General features: G+C 44.3%; 15 protein-coding genes. 1 reads left to right on the forward strand and 14 read right to left on the reverse strand.

Features of this window, described 5'->3' with window-relative positions; all coding sequences use genetic code 11:
• Nucleotides 1-2: 2 nt before the first annotated feature.
• The 7 genes from dprA to G3570_RS11095 form a co-directional block, all read right to left on the reverse strand.
• Nucleotides 3-1,157: a DNA-processing protein DprA gene (gene dprA, locus G3570_RS11065; RefSeq protein ID WP_249066985.1), complete on the reverse strand. Its 1,155-nt coding sequence runs from the start codon at nucleotides 1,155-1,157 to the stop codon at nucleotides 3-5.
• Complete coding sequence (gene obgE, locus G3570_RS11070; RefSeq protein ID WP_165142254.1) at nucleotides 1,117-2,127, reverse strand: GTPase ObgE; 1,011 nt, start codon at nucleotides 2,125-2,127, stop codon at nucleotides 1,117-1,119. Before obgE ends, dprA begins: the two co-directional genes overlap by 41 nt.
• 53 nt (nucleotides 2,128-2,180) lie before the next feature.
• The gene (locus G3570_RS11075; protein WP_165142256.1) at nucleotides 2,181-4,370 is read right to left on the reverse strand and encodes a S9 family peptidase; all 2,190 of its coding nucleotides are present in this window, start codon (nucleotides 4,368-4,370) and stop codon (nucleotides 2,181-2,183) included.
• Between the two features lie 110 nt (nucleotides 4,371-4,480).
• The gene (accD, locus tag G3570_RS11080) at nucleotides 4,481-5,332 is read right to left on the reverse strand and encodes an acetyl-CoA carboxylase, carboxyltransferase subunit beta (RefSeq protein WP_165142258.1); all 852 of its coding nucleotides are present in this window, start codon (nucleotides 5,330-5,332) and stop codon (nucleotides 4,481-4,483) included.
• A gap of 128 nt (nucleotides 5,333-5,460) precedes the next feature.
• Nucleotides 5,461-6,120, reverse strand: a complete 660-nt coding sequence (tsaB, locus tag G3570_RS11085) for a tRNA (adenosine(37)-N6)-threonylcarbamoyltransferase complex dimerization subunit type 1 TsaB (protein WP_165142260.1) — start codon at nucleotides 6,118-6,120, stop codon at nucleotides 5,461-5,463.
• A gap of 103 nt (nucleotides 6,121-6,223) precedes the next feature.
• Nucleotides 6,224-8,173: a DUF3858 domain-containing protein gene (locus G3570_RS11090; protein WP_165142262.1), complete on the reverse strand. Its 1,950-nt coding sequence runs from the start codon at nucleotides 8,171-8,173 to the stop codon at nucleotides 6,224-6,226.
• A gap of 107 nt (nucleotides 8,174-8,280) precedes the next feature.
• On the reverse strand, nucleotides 8,281-9,573 hold the full coding sequence (locus G3570_RS11095; RefSeq protein ID WP_165142264.1) for a dihydroorotase: 1,293 nt from the start codon (nucleotides 9,571-9,573) through the stop codon (nucleotides 8,281-8,283).
• Nucleotides 9,574-9,724: 151 nt separating this feature from the next.
• Here G3570_RS11095 and xseA point away from each other — a divergent pair, with 151 nt between their 5' ends.
• The gene (gene xseA / locus G3570_RS11100; protein WP_165142266.1) at nucleotides 9,725-10,921 is read left to right on the forward strand and encodes an exodeoxyribonuclease VII large subunit; all 1,197 of its coding nucleotides are present in this window, start codon (nucleotides 9,725-9,727) and stop codon (nucleotides 10,919-10,921) included.
• A gap of 112 nt (nucleotides 10,922-11,033) precedes the next feature.
• On the opposite strand, the gene G3570_RS11105 is transcribed toward xseA, so the two are convergent.
• The 7 genes from G3570_RS11105 to G3570_RS11135 form a co-directional block, all read right to left on the reverse strand.
• On the reverse strand, nucleotides 11,034-11,201 hold the full coding sequence (locus tag G3570_RS11105) for a zinc ribbon domain-containing protein (RefSeq protein WP_249066987.1): 168 nt from the start codon (nucleotides 11,199-11,201) through the stop codon (nucleotides 11,034-11,036).
• Nucleotides 11,202-11,492: 291 nt separating this feature from the next.
• A complete protein-coding gene (gene pheA, locus G3570_RS11110; RefSeq protein WP_165142268.1) occupies nucleotides 11,493-12,647 on the reverse strand; it encodes a prephenate dehydratase in 1,155 nt (384 codons plus the stop codon).
• 66 nt (nucleotides 12,648-12,713) lie between these two features.
• Nucleotides 12,714-13,832: an ABC transporter permease gene (locus G3570_RS11115; RefSeq protein ID WP_165142270.1), complete on the reverse strand. Its 1,119-nt coding sequence runs from the start codon at nucleotides 13,830-13,832 to the stop codon at nucleotides 12,714-12,716.
• Nucleotides 13,833-14,065: 233 nt separating this feature from the next.
• Nucleotides 14,066-15,175: an ABC transporter permease gene (locus G3570_RS11120; RefSeq protein WP_165142272.1), complete on the reverse strand. Its 1,110-nt coding sequence runs from the start codon at nucleotides 15,173-15,175 to the stop codon at nucleotides 14,066-14,068.
• A gap of 183 nt (nucleotides 15,176-15,358) precedes the next feature.
• A complete protein-coding gene (locus G3570_RS11125; protein WP_165142652.1) occupies nucleotides 15,359-16,102 on the reverse strand; it encodes an ABC transporter ATP-binding protein in 744 nt (247 codons plus the stop codon).
• Entirely contained in the window at nucleotides 16,095-17,018 is a 924-nt protein-coding gene (locus tag G3570_RS11130) for an ABC transporter ATP-binding protein (RefSeq protein WP_165142274.1), read from the reverse strand. The genes G3570_RS11125 and G3570_RS11130 overlap by 8 nt, the downstream gene beginning before the upstream one ends.
• A 65-nt stretch (nucleotides 17,019-17,083) precedes the next feature.
• Nucleotides 17,084-17,992 (reverse strand): HlyD family secretion protein, encoded by a 909-nt coding sequence (locus tag G3570_RS11135; RefSeq protein WP_165142276.1) that lies wholly within the window; start codon nucleotides 17,990-17,992, stop codon nucleotides 17,084-17,086.
• Between the last annotated feature and the right edge of the window lie 7 nt (nucleotides 17,993-17,999).

Below are 17,999 nucleotides of genomic sequence, written 5' to 3' on the forward strand. Positions count from 1 at the left end.
GATTAGCTGAGCTCAAACTTTTTACCTGCGATCTGCCGAACACAATCCATCATCTCCAGTTCCAGGAGTTTGGGCAGGAGACGGAAAGTAGGCATCTCAAGCTTTTCACTTAGATCGTCAATATGAATGGGGTAGGTACTTTCATGAAGCACCCGGCAGATGGTCCCTGATACCTCATCCAGTTCTGCCATTTCCCAATTTCTCTTTTGGATCCTTGGCTCTTGATCCTCCCTTACACGGGTTACCGTTAATTCATCCAGTATGTCATCGATATGCTGTACCAGCTTTCCCCATCCTCGCTTTATGATGGCATTGCAACCTCTCCCATTCTCATTATCCAGCGAATGTGGTATGGCAAACACTTCGCGGTTCTGGTCCAGGGCCGAACGAGCAGTGATCATACTTCCTCCCTCAAGTCCCGACTCAATAACCAGTGTACCAAGGGTCAATCCGCTCACTATTCTATTTCGTACCGGGAAATTGCCGGCATCGGGTTTGGTACCCGGCGGAAACTCAGAAATAACAGCTCCTCCTGATTCCCAAATGTCTTTTGCCAAATCCTTGTGCTTTCCCGGGTAAATAGTGTCAATTCCAGAACCCAGGACCGCCACTGTCTTGCCTCCGTTCTCTATGGTAGTCCTATGAGCTATCGCATCCACCCCATAAGCCAGACCGCTTACTACTGTAAGATGTTGAGCGGTCAGGTCAGCTGTAAATTCTTTGGCTTTTCTGATTCCGTAGCTTGTAGCCCTGCGTGTTCCGATTACTGCTACTCCCGGCAAGTCGAGTATAGCCGGATCTCCTTTAACCCATAAAAGAATAGGCGGGTCAAAAATTTCTTTTAACAAGGCAGGGTAATTATTATCTCGAAAGCTGATTATCGATGCACCGCATACTTCCGTCTGACTGAGCAGTTTGTCGACCTCATCCCAATTGTTGAATTTTTGAATGGCGTTGGCAACGACCGGTCCGATTCCATCTATGGAAATGAGCTCCTGTGTATTAAGCCGAAAAATATCCTGGGGATGATCAACCTTCTGCATCAGTAGTTTGATGCGGTAGGCGCCCAAATTAGGAACCAGACAAAGAGCCAGATACTCCCTTATCGTATCCTCGCTACTCCTGCTTCTTCTCTTTTTCTTTTCTTGATGATTCAACGTTTTGCAGTTGCTCCCAGATGGCTTCTTTCAGTTTATCCATGTTGTAGCCTGTGGCAGCTGAAATTTCCACAACCGGGATATCAATATCAATATCCTGCGCAAGTTTATATTCATCCTGCAGGTCCATCTTGGTTATAGCCAATAGGCGTGGTTTGTCCAGCAGATCTTTACGATAGGATTCAAGCTCTTTAAGCAAGGCATTGTATTCATACTCCACATCCTGCTGCGAACTCACCATGAACAACAAGAGATTATTTCTTTCGATATGCCTCAGAAACTGAATACCCAGACCCCTGCCCTCATGCGCCTCTTCAATAATCCCGGGTATATCGGCCATTACAAAAGTGCGATAATCAGGAAGTGTAATAACCCCTAGGTTGGGTTCCAAAGTAGTAAAGGGATAAGAAGCAATCTTGGGCTTGGCCCCGGACATTGCGGAGAGCAAGGTACTTTTACCGGCATTGGGAAATCCGACGAGGCCTACATCCGCCAGCAATTTCAATTCAATTTCTATGGTGCGTTCTTCACCATCTTCCCCGTCTTGTGCATGACGTGGAGTCTGATTCGTTGAACTTCTGAAATGCCAGTTTCCAAGTCCGCCTTTACCCCCTTTGGCAATGACGATCTCTTCTTCATGCTCGGTTATTTCTCCCAGACGTTCCTTGGTATCAGCTTCATAAACCACACTGCCAAGAGGAACCTCCAGGATTTCATCTTCGCCGTCCGAACCTTTACGTTTGCTGGGACCACCATTTTGCCCGTGGGTTGCTTTCACATATTTACGATAACGCAGGTCAAGAAGGGTATTAAGCTGTTCGTTTCCCCGCAGGATAACATCCCCTCCGTCTCCACCGTCTCCGCCATCGGGCCCGCCTTTGGGCACGTACTTCTCTCTTCGGAAGTGAACTGAACCTGCTCCACCGCTTCCTGCAGTTACATAAATTTTAGCATAATCGGCAAAACGCATTTCGGTAATTTTTGAATGTTTACCGAAGGGATCCCTTCGGGAGAATATTTCAATTATAGGTTATCTAATATAAATTGATTCAGCATCTTGAACAGGTGCTGGCGTGTATTTCCACCGGATATTCCGTGGGCACGGTTTGGATAATACATAGTTTCAAACTGCACACCTTCTGAAACCAGTTTGTTCACCATTTCAACCGCATTCTGGAAGTGCACATTATCATCTCCTGTTCCATGCACAAGCAGGTAGTTGCCTTCAATTTGCCCGGCATAAGTTAGTGGAGCCCCCTTTTCGTATCCTTCGGGATTCATCTGCGGAGTTTGCATAAATCGTTCGGTATATATCGTGTCATAAAAACGCCAGCTGGAAACCGGTGCTACCGCAATTGCCGTAGAAAAAACATCACTGCCTTTTGCCAGAACCAGGCTCGACATGTATCCGCCGTAACTCCAGCCCCATATTCCTACCCTGGCAGTATCAATGAAGTCATATTGGTCCAACAAATATCTTGCAGCATCAATCTGATCCTGAACTTCATACTGTCCCAGTTTTTTGTATACCTGCTTTTCGAAATTCCTGCCTCGGGCTCCTGTGCCCCTGTTATCCACACTAAATACGATATAACCCTGTTCCGCAAGATAGCGGTGCCATATTGGTCGCTGACCGGAATCAAATCTCTTGCTGACGGTCTGACTCCCCGGCCCACCGTATACGTAAAATAATACCGGATATTTTTTAGTTGAATCAAAATCCGATGGCTTCAACATATAGGCGTTTAACTCAGCTTGTGGTAGCGGGATCTTCATGAATTCTTTCTCAGGCATCCGGTATTCTTCCAAGGTTGTTTTCAGTTCATTGTTGTCTTCGAGTACCCTGACTTCCTTCCCGCTGCCTTCATGAAGAGTATAAACAGACGGCATTTCAGGGCTCGAATATGTCTCAATATAATATTTGTGGTCGCGGCTCATATTAACACTATTCCATCCCTCTCCGTCACTCATCTTTGTTTTGTCATCGCCACTGATATCTATGCTGTAGAGATGTCTTTGAAGCGGAGATTCTTCTGTACTTATATAGTAAATCCGTTCATTTTCTTCATTGTAACCAAGATAGTTGGTTACTTCCCAATTGCCTGTGGTTACCTGCCTGACCAGCTCACCGCTCATATCATATAGATATATGTGGTTATAACCGCTTTCCTCGCTCAGGTAAATAAATTGCTCACCGTTTTCCAGGAACGTCAAATCGTCATTAATATCGATCCATGCATCACTATCTTCCGTTTTTATTGTTTGGGTTTTTCCGGAGTTTACATCTGCAAGCATCAGATCCTGTTTATTCTGTAACCTGTTCATTCTTCTGATGGCAAGCGTGCCTGAGTTTTCTGTCCAGTTTATCCGTGGAATATACTGGTCAGTCTCCTCCCCGATATCAATCCAAACCGTATTTTGAGACTCCAGATCATAAACCCCGATTTTAACTATAGAATTTTTCTCCCCCGCTTTAGGATACTTGAAACGAGTTTGATCGGGGTACAAACTGCCCCACTCAATCATAAAGAACTCCTTCACTCGTGACTCGTTAAATCGATAAAAGGCAATCTTGTTACCGTCCGGTGACCAGTACCATGCCTTGGCAAATCCGAACTCTTCTTCGTAAACCCAGTCCGTTGCACCATTGATGATCTTATTCTCTTCACCGTCTGTAGTAATAGCTTTCTCCTCTCCCGATTCAAGATCGACCAGGTAGAGATTATTATTCTGGACAAAAGCGGCCTTTTCACCGGTTGGCGAAAGCTGAGCATACTGCTGTTTTTCATCTGACTGGGTTAACTTGGCAGTCTTCCCGGTCTCCAGATTATGGACAAAATAATTCTCCTTTGTGCTCCTTCGCCATATTCGTTCAACATCTGTTTTGATAAGCAGTTTATTTTCGTCGGCCGAGAACTGGTAATCCTGAATTATGATAGCTCTATCCCTGTCCTCTACACGTAACCCGGAAGAGGCAACCAACACTTCATAGTCACCGGTGAGAATGTCATATTTCCTCAACTCAATATCATTATTGGTTCGCACCAGGGCCGTATAGTACTGGCCATCTTTCATCCAGTTTACGTTTTGTATTCCCTCAGGTGAGAAAGTGCGATCAAAAATATGACTGAATGAGATAGATTTTTTTTGCTGAGCCTGGACCGGCTGAAATAGCCAACCAAGCATAAGACCAAGCAGCAGAAGTCTTTTCATGGTAGAAATATTAGTTAAGATGATTGAAATCTAAATGCAGTACTGTGAGGGACTGATAAATAAGCGTAAAAAACTAACTTCAGACAGAGGAGACAAAATGGAATTGTCTATTAGGCCTCAAACTTATGAAGTACGAGCTTCAAGACTTTGGTGAGTTTTCCTTTCATCTGCGTGCGCGGTGTGATGAAGTCCAGAAATCCGTGTTCCAGCAGATATTCTGCAGTCTGAAATCCTTCGGGCAAGTCCCGTCCGATAGTCTGTCGAATGACACGGGGACCGGCAAAACCAATCAGGGATCCGGGTTCCGCAATGTTGAAGTCACCCAACATGGCAAAGCTGGCTGTAACACCTCCGGTTGTTGGGTTTGTCATTAATGAAATGTAGGGAACGGCAGCTTCTTCGAGCTGTGCCAGCTTGGCCGAAGTTTTGGCCATTTGCATCAGACTGAGCACACTTTCCATCATCCTGGCTCCGCCGGATTGTGAAATGATAATTAAAGGCTTTTCATTTTCCCGGGCATAATCGATAGCAATACCGAGTCGTTCACCAACTACGGATCCCATACTTCCGCCGATGAAATCAAAGTCCATACAGGCTATCACTACATCCAATTCATTCATTTTGCCTGTTCCAACCCTCACAGCATCAGTGTGACCGGTTTTTTTCTGGTACTCTTCAAGCCGGTCACTGTATTTTTTTCTGTCCTCAAAGTTCAATGGATCGGAGGGCACAATTTCCTGGCCAAGCTCTTCAAACTTACCTTTGTCGAAAAGAAAAGAAAAATACTCTTCACTGCCGATACGGAAGTGGTAACCGCTTAGCGGATCAACCCATAAGTTGTCTTCAAGCTCCCGACGATGTACGGTTTCACCTGTAGTGGGAACCTTAACCCAGACGCCTTCAGGCATCTCTTTACGTTCATCGGTCTGAATATTTTTGTCTTTTCGCTTAAACCAGGACATAAGATTTCATTTAATTTAAATGGACTCAAAAATAACGAATCTACAGCGAAGGGAAAATGTTTTTATTTCTGTGAAATCCCGTATAAGCTTGAAATGTATATGTGTCTTATATCTCACACTTTCACTCGCTACACTTGGTTTGAAGTGTAGTACTTTGGATCAAAATCACGGGGATCGACTTCTTTGGCAAAACTGTGTTCGTCATCTTTTTGGTAAAGGTTGAGTAATGACTTTGCAGAAATATAAGAACTGTCAAAAACATCCATTTTTTCCAATATTTTGCTGTTTAAACGTTTTAGTCCGGTACCGACGATGGCATCTCCTTCCTGCAGTTGTTCTTCAAATTCTTTAATTGGAATCACCTTCACCGAATCAATGCTTTCCAATTTTCCTGATCGAATCACAAAAGACTGGTGATATACATGAACGCGACGAGCATCAATGATGCTATGGATATTTTGTACTTCTTGCTTTGTATTAAAAACCGACTCTGCAAACCCGGCCAGGGTATTTACAGCATAGAGTTTTATATCCGAATCGAAGAGGAGCCCTTTTACCGCACTTGCACTGATGCGTAATCCGGTATATGAACCCGGACCTTCGCTCACAACTACAGTTTCAAGATCACTAAATTTCACATCCTGTTCCTTAATCAGCTCGTCGATAAAAAGAAAAAGCTTTTCAGAGTGTGAGCCTTTAACCTCTGTTCTTTTTTCGTGTACCTCGCCCTTGCTGTCTCTCAGTGCAACAGAACAAATATTCGTAGACGTTTCCAGTGCTAGCTGCATGTTATAAGGTTATTATCCATTACAATTTTCCTGATTTAAATAAGTGGTGTGAGGAATAAGGGTTACAAAACTTATACCCTTATTCCTTATACCTGCCACCCACCTAACGTCGAATCCGCCAAGAACTGTTACTGAGTTCTACCCAACGCTCATATAAATTCAGCAGCTGGGGATAGAGCTCGGGCTCAAACTGTTTGCGGGAGATATCAATATGGAATTCGTAGCGCAAGGTCCTTCCCTCAAAATTATAACTTTCCGTCAAGCTGGCTCCGGGCAATTCGATAGTACGATTCTGACTTCCCTGTTGTATAGAATAACCGCTTGGAATTTCAATTTCATAGACGAGATCCAGTTTTTCAGGAGCATCCAGAGTGACAGGAAGTTCCCGGCTGGGTTCATTAAATGGGTTGCTCATCAAGTATCCTACTATCATTGGCCTGTACTGCAATCCGTCGGTAAAACTGGTGGCGTAGCTTTCCAGTTCGAAATCAGAGTCAAAAGTTATAGGCTCTTCAAAACTCCAATAATTCTTAAATTGCAAATTGCTGATGCCGGCATTGGTGTACCCATCAAATACAGCCCTTCTGAAGATTTCCTGAACCGGCTGGCCGTTGGAATATCTCTGTCGTACAACCTGAGCGGGGTAGCCCGAACTTTCCGCATGTATATCGCCTGAAAGATTTCCCTCACGATCTAACCGGGCATTTACCCTGATATCGATCGCAAACAGGCTTTTGGCAGGAACAATATCCTTCCATTCATACCCATCAGGCTTAAGTAACAAACCGGTTTCGTTATAGGTATCAACGGGTATGAGATTGGGCTGACTATAAGGAAAGCTAGCATCCATAAAATAGGTTTCGCCATCGATAATGGAATAAGTCAGCTGCCCGTTAAACTGAAAAAATGAGGGAAAAGATTTATTGATCTGTCCAAATTGACGGGTCGAAATCAGCAATGGGTAAGCCTCAATACCAGCCCCGTGTAGCATCGCCAACAGAGTTTGATTGATAGCCGCCTGGTTTGACGGCTCGCCCGTAAGTACGGTGCTGTCTGTTACCTCACTGTATGGGCTTTTGCTGCCGCTAAAGTTAGCTGTGCTATTAATATATCTGAAGATGCTATCCTGAACAGCTTTTTCGCTCTCGTAAAGCCTCGCAATCTCTCTGCCTAAGGCTTTTGCTTTGGTATTGCGGTCTGCTACTGCAAGCACATTCTGGTTGCGTCTCAATTCGGCCACTACCAGCTTCCAGCTATTCTCAAGTTTTTGGCGGGGTATACCAAACTCGCTCAATTTAAATTTCAATTTACCCCGGTAATCATCTATGGAAGATATGTAAGCCTCTTCCTCTAAAGCGGGGATATCCCGGGCAACATAAGTCTCTTTTAGTATCGGGTCAGGTTGAGGTACCGTAAAGATCTTGGCAGCAGAACTGGTATCGATTTGCTGGGTAAACCGGTTAACCTGCCCGTCAAAATTCTCTTCAATGGTCTCATATCTCAAATAACCTGGATACGTAATGGTGACCTTCGCCAAGTCAGTTGGAGCCTGATTCGCAAGATAGAAATCAGGCAGTTCTTCAATATACCTCCGCTTCACACGGTAGGAATACTCCAATATTGCGCCATCCTCAACCTGCGGCATGGTAAATTCAATTACATTATACCGGGAGTTTATATTGATCCTGCGAATGGAATCATCCGGCAAGGGTACTTCTTCCCCCTCCTGTGTGTGAGTTGCTGCCCGTATATTCACAACCTCTTCAATATCCCTTTCAAAATAGTACGGAATAGCAACAACAGAGGCTTCCCTGGCAGAAGCATCAAATACCTTGATCCTTACATAGTAATCGAGAAGAGCCACGATTGCGTTTTCATCGTTCTCAAAGTTCACCTCCAGCTCTTTAACGGTATAGATGAAAGGAGCATCCGGTTGAAGAGCATACTCGTTCATGCTATACAAAGAATCCGGTATCTGTCCGAATTCCGCATCAGGCACCGGCATGGTATTGCGCTGCCCCAAAACATCAGTGGGATGAAAAAATATTCCCACAGAAATGCAGAAGCACGCTAATATTGTGCGATGGGACAAAGTCTTAAACATCTAATTGCTTTTTGAAACAGATAACGGATCGATCGGCCTTTTAATTCTGTAGTGACTCACTCATTTACGATAAACTGACCATTATTGTAAATGGCTTCGGCTTTTCCAACCATCTGCGAACCTACATACGGAGAATTCTTCGATTTTGATTTGATGTGTTTCTGCTCAAAGGTCCACTCCCGGTCGGTATTAAATAATGTCAGATTAGCGAATGCGCCTTCCTCAATCTTGGGAATCTCCAGGTTCAGTATATTTCTCGGATTATCTATCAGCTTGGTGAGCACCTCTCTTAGTTTCATCTTGCCGGACTTGAGCAGTCGCCTTCCGGTTACCCCCCAAGCCGTTTCAAGACCAATAATTCCATTCGGTGCATAGATAAATTCTACCTCCTTCTCCTCAATGGCATGCGGGGCGTGATCGGTACATATGGCGTCGATAGTACCGTCAGCCAAACCTTCAATCATGGCATCCACATCTTCCTGTGTTCTCAGAGGGGGGTGCATTTTAAAGTTGGTGTCAAAGTTCTGTCTTTCTATCTCTTCATCCGTCAAATCGAAGTGATGTGTGCATACCTCTGTGGTAACATGGATGCCATCAGCCTTTGCCTTTCGAACCAGGTCTACTGCTTTTGCTGTGCTGATATGTGCTACATGCACATGTCCTCCCGTAAATTCAGCAAGCAGGATATCGCGGGCTATCATCACCTCCTCTGCTATACCCGGAGTACCGTCGAGCCCGAGACGTGTTGAGACTTTTCCCTCATGCATATGTCCGGGTCGAGAGAGCTTAAGGTCCTCTTCATGGTTAATAATCGGCATGCCGAGCATGGACGAGTATTCAAGAGCAACCCGCATAAGTTCTGAGTTATAGACCGGATCCCCGTCATCGCTGAAAGCAACGGCTCCTCCATCCTGCATGTCGGCCATTTCGGCTATTGACTCGCCTTTCCTGTCTTTCGACACACAACCGATTGGATGAACATTAACGGGAAGACCTTCCGATTTCTTTTTAATGAATTCTACCACATCACGGGCATGGATAGGTGGATTGGTATTGGGCATGCAGGCCACTTCTGTGAAACCTCCGAATGCGGCAGCACGACACCCTGTTTCTATAGTCTCCTTATGCTCGTAGCCAGGCTCACGCAAATGAACGTGCATATCCATCCAGCCTGGGGAAATGTATGAGCCCTTGGCATCATGAGCTTTTTCATTGTCTTTCTCTTCAAGGTCTTGTCCAATTTCTGCTATCTTACCTTTCCTGATGCGTATATCCACCTCTTTGCTACCATCATGGCTGGTGCTTACAGGCTTCACATTTTTGATCAGTAAATCGGGAGTATGACTCATACAAACTTTCTGTTATTTTTGTTTTAGAATATAATTGTTTTGATGTGAATTCAATAACTGTTCGTGCTAATTCAAAATTTTAAACTTAAAAATAGGCCATCGGCATTCAGCTAACAGTTACTGATGTCAAACAGCCGATAGCTGCTTTATTATGACCCAACCTGACTTATTCAAACCCTCCGTACTTTCAGTTTCTGAGCTCACCGGAGAAATAAAAACAATGCTCGAAGGTAACTTCCTGGATATCAAAGTCGAAGGTGAGATAAGCAATGCCAGCAAGAGCCGCAGCGGACATATCTACTTTACCCTTAAAGATGAAGATGCACAGCTATCATGTGTCATCTGGCGTGGCATCGCACAGCGTCTTGAAGCTGATCTTGTGGATGGGCAGCAAATAGTAGCGGGGGGTGATATTCAGGTATATCCACCACATGGAAAGTACCAGCTGATTGTTAGATCCGTAAAACAGGCCGGCATCGGGGCTCTTCAGGAGGCTTTTGAAAAACTCAAAGCCAAATTAAAAGATGAAGGGCTCTTCGATGAGGTCCACAAAAAATCTTTGCCCAAATTTCCAATGCGCATCGGGGTAATCACTTCGGCCACCGGGGCTGCCTTTCACGACATACGCGATACCCTGGAACGTCGCTGGGCTCTGGCTACTGTATTATTGCACCATGCCAGTGTGCAAGGAGTGAATTCAGCACCGGAACTCGTGAAAGCCATCAACTGGTTCTCAGAAAAACAAAATGTAGATGTACTTATTGTAGGGCGCGGGGGCGGCTCGCTCGAAGATCTCTGGCCCTTTAATGAAGAAGCTGTAGCACGGGCTCTTTTTAAGTGCAAGGTGCCAACCATCAGTGCCGTGGGCCACGAGGTTGATTTTAGCATATCGGATTTTGTTGCCGATGCCAGAGCGGCGACACCGACCCAGGCAGCTATACTTGCAACTCCGGATATTAATGAAATCAAGATGTTTGCCGATGACTTAACCAACCGTCTCTCTCGTGCAACAGATGATAAAGTCACCGACCGCAAGGAACGGGTAAAACAATTGCTAAAATCGCACGCTTTGCAGGCTGTAAAACAAAAAGTAGCCGGTAGTCACGAGCATTTGAACAATCTTATTGAGCGATTAAAGCATAAAAAAGAACTCTCATTTCTGCAGAAAAGAGAAAAAATAAACGGACTCATCCATCGTCTTGAACAGCAAAATCCCCAAGGTCCGCTGGAAAAAGGATTTGTGAGAGTTGAACAGGAAGAACAGTGGGTTCGACAAGCTTCGAACTTTGAAAAGGAAAAAGACTTCCAGTTAATCTGGAAAGACGGGAAAGTTAATGTTGAGTTTTGAATTCATAATAGTGAATTATCCATTCTGACTCCTGAATTCTGTATTCATTTATGTAGCCACAGATTTACACAGATTGAGAGAATTGGGTAAGTTAAATACTTAGAACATCCATTCAGATCAGCAACCACGCCAACAGCAGGATAACCATCAGCCATACCATGATCTTCATCCCAAGAGACTGTTTCGGAAATTCATAACCGCATATCGGACATACCTCGGCATCGGCATCCACCTCCATCGCACAACCGGGACATTCTCTTTTTTCCATAGCAATTAGCAATTAGCAATTAGCAATTAGCAATTAGCAATTAGCAATTAGCAATTAGCAATTAGCAATTAGCAATTAGCAATTAGCAATTAGCAATTAGCAATTAGCAAAGGCTGATCAACTCTGGATTCGATTGCAACTCCATCTTTTAAAAGTTTCAATTCTTTTTTTAAGATGGGAATGGACGCGGAGTGTCTAGCGCACCGTCAACCGCAGAGCTATTGAAGAGGCCTGATTCTTCATTGTTAATTGCTAATTGTTCACTGACACACTGGTCACTGTAAACTGTTCACTGTAAACTGTTCACTGTTCACCGCCTTTTCCAACCTGCGCAGGATAACAGCCCAACACTTTAAGAGAATCAGCCTGTTTTCTCAGTTCGTCGAGCGCCGTAGCCGTTTCTGGCTCATCTGTATTGGCTTCAATGTCAAGGTAGAACAAATATTTCCATGGCTCATTGGGCTTTGGGCGAGACTCCAGCTTAGCCATATTGATACCGTGCTCTTCCAGCACTTTCAGGCAGCTTATAAGAGAACCTTTGTCATGAGAGGTAGTCATCAGCAGGGACGTTTTACATGGAATTTGCGTATCCACTGAGATCTCATCCCTGCTCACAATCACAAAACGGGTGAAATTCTTTGACTGGTTCGCAAGATCGCGTTTCAGTATCTCAAGGCCGTACAGCTGTGCTGCATAACTACCGGCAATGGCAGCCTGAGAAAGATCACCATCGTCCACTACTTTCTTGGCTGACATGGCTGTATCGAGATAAGATTCTACCTTGCACCTATGCAGTTTTGATAAAAAGTGGCTGCATTGCGCAAGTGCCTGTGGATGTGAAATAATTCTTTTAATACGCTCGATAGGTACCTTTTCGATAGCCAGCAAACAATGAATAATTCGTATGGCTTCTTCCCCAACTATGTGAAGTTTTCCCTCACCGAGAATGTCATAAGTCTGATTTATAGATCCTGCGGTGGTATTTTCAATAGGCAGAATGGCATAATCTACCTTCTCATTTTCCACAGCCCGAGCCGCTTCTTCAAAGGTATCGTATCCTATACATTCAACTTCACTGTATCTCTCCTCAAAATGACGATAAGCAGCTTGGTGACTAAATGCTCCATCCGTGCCTTGATAGGCCACACTGACCGTTTCGCGTCCACCTTCCAAATTGTGGTGATCAACCAGTGAATGAGTCTGAAATCGCACGGAATGATGAATAATATCCTTGAAAATCTGCTCGGCAAAATATCGATCCAGACCTTCCTCGCGAGCGAGTTCAGTAATACGCTTCAGAAGCTCTTCTTCACGGTTTTCATCACGAATAGTGGTTTTTTCGTCAATCTTAAGATCAGAAATGGCTTGAATCAGCTCCTGCCGTTGGGCCAGGGTCCTGACAATCCTCTCATCAGTCTGATCCAGTAATTTTCGAAGTTTTTCCAGTTTGCCTGCCATAGTTGGTAAAACAAATATTTATTGAACACTTAGGATATTGGATTCCATCCGATTATGAAAACAAAATTAACCGGTTGATTTTCGATAACGCAGTATGGCTGCCGGCAGTATCACAACTGACATGAGAAACAACAAACCAACCAAGTTTTGAACCTCTGCCCAGCCGGCTCCCTTTAAGAGTACCATCCTCATGATTTTAATAAAGTGAGCGATGGGATTCGCAACAGTCAGCTGCTGAGCCCAGCCAGGCATACTTTCAATAGGAGTAAATAGACCACCCATCAAAATAAATACGACCATCAGGAACCAGGCGATAAACATAGCCTGCTGCTGGGTGTTGGTAATGGTGGAAATAAATAATCCTAAACCCTGAACTACCAGCAGATAAATTCCCGCTATCCCAAAAAGCAACAGCACACTGCCAACAAAAGGTATTTCAAAACCGAAATGAGCAATGATAAGTCCAATTGCCAGTTCAAACATGGCTATGATCCAAAATGGTAAGAGCTTTCCAATGATAAACTGGTACCGTTTTAATGGGGTAACATTAAGTTGCTCAATGGTTCCCATTTCCCGTTCTCTCACAATATTCATTCCCGATAAAAACATCCCGATCATCGAAACCAGAACTACAAGTATACCGGGTACCATGTATTTGATATAGTCGAGATTCGGATTATACCAGCTAGCAGGTATGATGGCTATGCCCGGTGCAGTTGCATTGGATACTTGATTGGCACGAACTGAAATTTCGGACCCAAAATCCTGTATTATAGACCTGCCATATGCTTGTATGAGACCTGCCGTTGATCCATCTACCGCATCAATATTCATTTGAACCGAGACCGGCTGTCCGGATTTCAAGTCTCGCTCGAAACCCTCAGGAATCACCAGTACCAATCGGACTTCATTCATTTGCATCTGTGATATCCCTTCATTCACATCCTGGGAGTGGTCTTGCAGATTAAAATATCCGGTTGCCTGAAATTTATTTACAAGCTGTCGCGATGCAGTGGAATGATCAAAATCTACCAGATGGAAATCTACTTCACGCAACTCATAGGTAGCTGCAAATGAAAGAACGACCAGCTGTATCACCGGCATTAGAAATATAATGGGTAACATTCCTTTGTTGCGGAATATCTGCAAGAATTCTTTCTGTAATAAAAATTTGATCGACCGCATTTCAGTTAGCAGATAAAAATTATAAGATAGAAGTTAGAAGTTGGAAGAGGCATCAGAGTTTTGTGTGCGAGTTCAGATTCAGAAATTTTACTTTCTTAATTGAAATTGGTCTCAGAATGGACGCGGAGCGTCCAACCTACCGTCTACACCAGAGCGATTGACGAGAAAGCAGGCTTTGTTAGATGGTTGACACATTCCTAATTGTTCATTGTTAATTGCTAATTGATAATTGTTCACTGTAATCTTTCTTTGAAACTTTTGACGCTGAGCAGAATGAATCCCAGTGTCATAATCACCAGAACGAGGGTCTCCTTCCAGATAAAGAAAAGGCCCGAATCCTTGAGCATAATGCTCCGAACAATAACCAGGTACCATCGTGCCGGTATGATGTTGCTAATCAGTTGAAGCGGAACCGGCATACTGGATATCGGAAAAATGAATCCTGACAGCAACACAGTAGGCAGTAACAATCCCGCCAGGGAAACCATCATGGCAGTTTGCTGGTCGTCGGCCTTTGTTGAGATAAAAACACCCAATGCAAGCGCAGTGAAGATAAATAGGAGCGACTCGGCAAGGAATAGACTGTAGGAGCCTCTAAATGGAACCCCAAATACCCACTTAGCCAAAGCCAGTACAGTTAGTACATTTACAAAAGCCAGTACCAGGTAGGGCAGCACCTTTCCAATAATGATCTGTCCCGGACGCAATGGAGAAACCAGAAGTATTTCCATATTCCCCATCTCCTTTTCCCGGGTGATGGAAATGGAAGTCATTAAAGCAGAAATAAGCATCAGTATCACAGCTATAAGACCCGGGACAAAAAGGTTTACACTCTCCAGCTGAGGATTAAAAAGCATATTCACATTTGCTGTGAGTCCTCCTCGCTGTACCTTCCCGTCAGCCCCGTTCTCAATCTCGTAATCAATTACAATAGAAGTAGAGTATTGTTGGATGAGTTGGGCGAGATTCGGATTTGACGCATCGGTGATAATATTAATCGCAGGCCTTTCTCCACGATGAAGCTTTCGGGCAAAATCCGGCTCAAAAACAAGCACTTCGTCAATTTCACCCTGTTGGAATAGTTCTTCAATTTCATCATAGCGTTGTATCTGCCCCTCAACAGTAAAATAGTTGGAAGCGTCTATTTTGCTGATGATCTGACGGGTAACTTCATCATTGGATGCATCCAGCACCGATACCTTGGCATTTTCCACCTCATTGCGGATTGCAAAGCCGAAGAGCAGCATCTGTATTATCGGCATACCAAAGAGAACAACCAGCGTGCGCTTATCACGATAGATCTGCTTGAACTCTTTTACGATAAAACCTATAAAGGCATCCATTTTGGAAGTTAGAAGTTAGAAGTTGGATGTTGGATGTTGGAAAATGGTGGACAGTTCTGTTTCCAATCCGAATGCTTAATTTTAATTAAAATTAGAACTTGCAGTGGAAGTGGAGCGTCTGACGCCTCGTCAACCGCAAATCGATTGACGAGGACTAATTGTTCATTGTTAACTGCTAACTGTTCACTGATCACTGCGCTCCGCTCCTCGTGCCAGTTTTACAAATACGTCCTCAATATTATTGGCATCATATTCCAGTTTCAATTCTTCCGGACTACCCAAGGCATCAATTCGCCCGTCGACCATAATGGTTACCCGGTCACAGTATTCCGCTTCGTCCATGTAGTGGGTCGTCACAAAGACAGTAGTGCCCTCTTCCGCTACTTTATAAATTTGCTCCCAAAACTGACGACGTGTGATGGGGTCGACTCCCCCGGTTGGTTCATCCAGAAATACTATTCCCGGATCATGAATCAAGGCCACCGAAAAGGCCAGCTTCTGTTTCCACCCAAGTGGTAGGGAACCGATCTTCTTGTTCTTCAAATCCTGCATCTCCAGCATATCCAGCAGCTGCTCCGTCTTTTCCCTGATGAGCTTATCAGACAGGCCGTAAATGCCGCCATAGAGCCGGATGTTCTCTTTTACGGTCAAATCTTCGTAGAGCGAAAACTTCTGACTCATATAGCCTATGCGTCGTTTTATCTCTTCAGCTTCATCATAGACATCAAACCCGGCCACCGTTGCCTCACCCTCTGTGGGTTTCAATAATCCGGTCAGCATGCGCATGGCCGTTGTTTTTCCCGCGCCGTTGGCTCCCAGAAATCCGAAAACCTCCCCTTTTTTTACATCAAAGGAGATGTGATCTACAGCCGTAAAATCCCCAAATTTGCGGGTCAGGTTTTGGGAAGAAATCATCAAATCAGCCATCATTTACCTCCTTCTCCATAAGCCTTATAAAGGTATCTTCTATGTGAGGTGTAATACGATGCATTTCAGGTCTGTTTATCCCATTCGAATGCAGATAGCTGGTTAGCTCCTCTTTGTCGAAATCATCTCTTGCATCCGAGTAGTGTACACTGTCTCCAAATGGCTGCACTGATCTCGCATGTTCATACTTGCGTAAGACTTGTATGAGTTGATATTTGTCCCTGCTTTTAATGGCCCATAGGTCACTATCAAACTGATTTGTGATAGCTTGCGGAGTGTCAATAGAAAGCAGACGACCTTCTTGCAAAAGTCCGATCCTGTCACACTGTTCGGCTTCATCCATATAGGGAGTAGATACCAAAATGCTAATTCCTTGCTCCCTAAGGCGATGCAACATTTCCCAGAACTCTTTGCGGGATACTGCATCCACACCTGTAGTCGGCTCATCCAGGAACAGCACTTCAGGTTTATGAATTAGTGCACAACTGAGAGCCAGTTTTTGTTTCATCCCGCCGGATAAAGCACCGGCCAAACGGTCCCGGAAGGGTTCCAACTGACTATATATGGGCTTGATCAAATCATAATTTTCATCAAGAGTCGTGCCGAAGACGGAAGCAAAAAATTGAAGGTTCTCCTCAACTGTGAGATCCTGATACAGTGAAAATCTTCCGGGCATATACCCCACTTCAGAACGAATCTTTCGATATCCCAATACCACATCTTTTCCAAGAACTTCGGCTTTACCTGAATCCGGCTTAAGAAGCGTTGTAAGTATCCGGAATACCGTTGTTTTCCCTGCGCCGTCCGGCCCAATTAGACCGAATATCTCCCCCTTCTGTACCTCAAAGGAGATATCCTTGAGCGCTTTTACCGCCCCATAAGCTTTAGTAATATTTTGAACACTCAGTACACTCATAAACTGAATTTTAAAACCTGATCTTCAACAAATTGGGAAAAAATTAAATCTGTGTAGATCAGTGGCTAAAAATTAACTTCTCCAGGCATGCCGATTTTTATCATCCCATCAGTATTCGGCACTTTTACTTTTACAGCATAAACTTGCGTGACCCGCTCTTCTTTGGTCTGTATCATCTTGGGAGTAAACTCAGCCTCAGATGCAATCCAGCTAATGCGACCACTTAGACTGCTGTTCTCCTCCGCATTTTTATCAATTAGAACTTCGACTTGTTGGCCAAGTTTGACAGATGGCAGCTGTGCGCCGCTTACATAGATTCGTAATTCAAGAGTATCGAGGTTGGCAATCTGATACAGCGGCTGACCCTGCCCCACCAGTTCGAAAGGCTCCACATAGGTGGTGAGAACCGTTCCCATTACCGGATTGACCACGTATGCGTCATTCAATTGCTCTTCCAATTGCTCAAGACGGGAGCGGGTTGCATTAATTTCTGCTCTCACTGATTTTTTCTGAACCTTGAGTGCTTCAATCTGCTTTCGTAGTGTGCGTACCTTGCCCTCTGTATCATCCAATTGCTGCCTGGTTCCGGCCTCATCCTTAACCAGGTTTTCAATTCGTTGCAAATTGATGGTTGCCGTCTGTAACTGTTCGTTCAACACCTCGGCTTCGGCATTTATTTGATCAATTTTAGCTTCGGTTGAGGAAAGTACTGCCAGCAACTCATTTTTTTTTAGCTTAAGCTGAGTAGTGTCAATGAGCCCGACCTGCTCTCCAGGTTTCAGATTTGATCCTTCATAAACAGTGAAAGCAAGAAGTTCGCCCGATGCCTGCGACGAAATAGTAGTTTCCGTAGCCTCAAACTGACCGTAGGCATCGGATTTATCATTATTTGAGCAGGATAGAAGAAAAAAAACCGGGAATACTGCCCAATATAGGAACTGTTTTTTTGTGAGGTGATTCATTTTCGCTTTCATAATGTGT

The sequence above is a fragment of the Halalkalibaculum roseum genome, assembly GCF_011059145.1.
Lineage (GTDB): Bacteria > Bacteroidota > Rhodothermia > Balneolales > Balneolaceae > Halalkalibaculum > Halalkalibaculum roseum.

Coding starts and splice junctions, on each gene's coding strand:
- G3570_RS11075 (WP_165142256.1), bottom strand. CDS start 4,370: ATGAAAAGACTTCTGCTGCTTGGTCTTATGCTTGGTTGGCTATTTCAG.
- G3570_RS11125 (WP_165142652.1), bottom strand. CDS start 16,102: ATGGCTGATTTGATGATTTCTTCCCAAAACCTGACCCGCAAATTTGGG.
- G3570_RS11130 (WP_165142274.1), bottom strand. CDS start 17,018: ATGAGTGTACTGAGTGTTCAAAATATTACTAAAGCTTATGGGGCGGTA.
- pheA (WP_165142268.1), bottom strand. CDS start 12,647: ATGGCAGGCAAACTGGAAAAACTTCGAAAATTACTGGATCAGACTGAT.
- G3570_RS11120 (WP_165142272.1), bottom strand. CDS start 15,175: ATGGATGCCTTTATAGGTTTTATCGTAAAAGAGTTCAAGCAGATCTAT.
- xseA (WP_165142266.1), top strand. CDS start 9,725: ATGACCCAACCTGACTTATTCAAACCCTCCGTACTTTCAGTTTCTGAG.
- G3570_RS11095 (WP_165142264.1), bottom strand. CDS start 9,573: ATGAGTCATACTCCCGATTTACTGATCAAAAATGTGAAGCCTGTAAGC.
- G3570_RS11115 (WP_165142270.1), bottom strand. CDS start 13,832: ATGCGGTCGATCAAATTTTTATTACAGAAAGAATTCTTGCAGATATTC.
- G3570_RS11135 (WP_165142276.1), bottom strand. CDS start 17,992: ATGAAAGCGAAAATGAATCACCTCACAAAAAAACAGTTCCTATATTGG.
- accD (WP_165142258.1), bottom strand. CDS start 5,332: ATGTCCTGGTTTAAGCGAAAAGACAAAAATATTCAGACCGATGAACGT.
- obgE (WP_165142254.1), bottom strand. CDS start 2,127: ATGCGTTTTGCCGATTATGCTAAAATTTATGTAACTGCAGGAAGCGGT.
- tsaB (WP_165142260.1), bottom strand. CDS start 6,120: ATGCAGCTAGCACTGGAAACGTCTACGAATATTTGTTCTGTTGCACTG.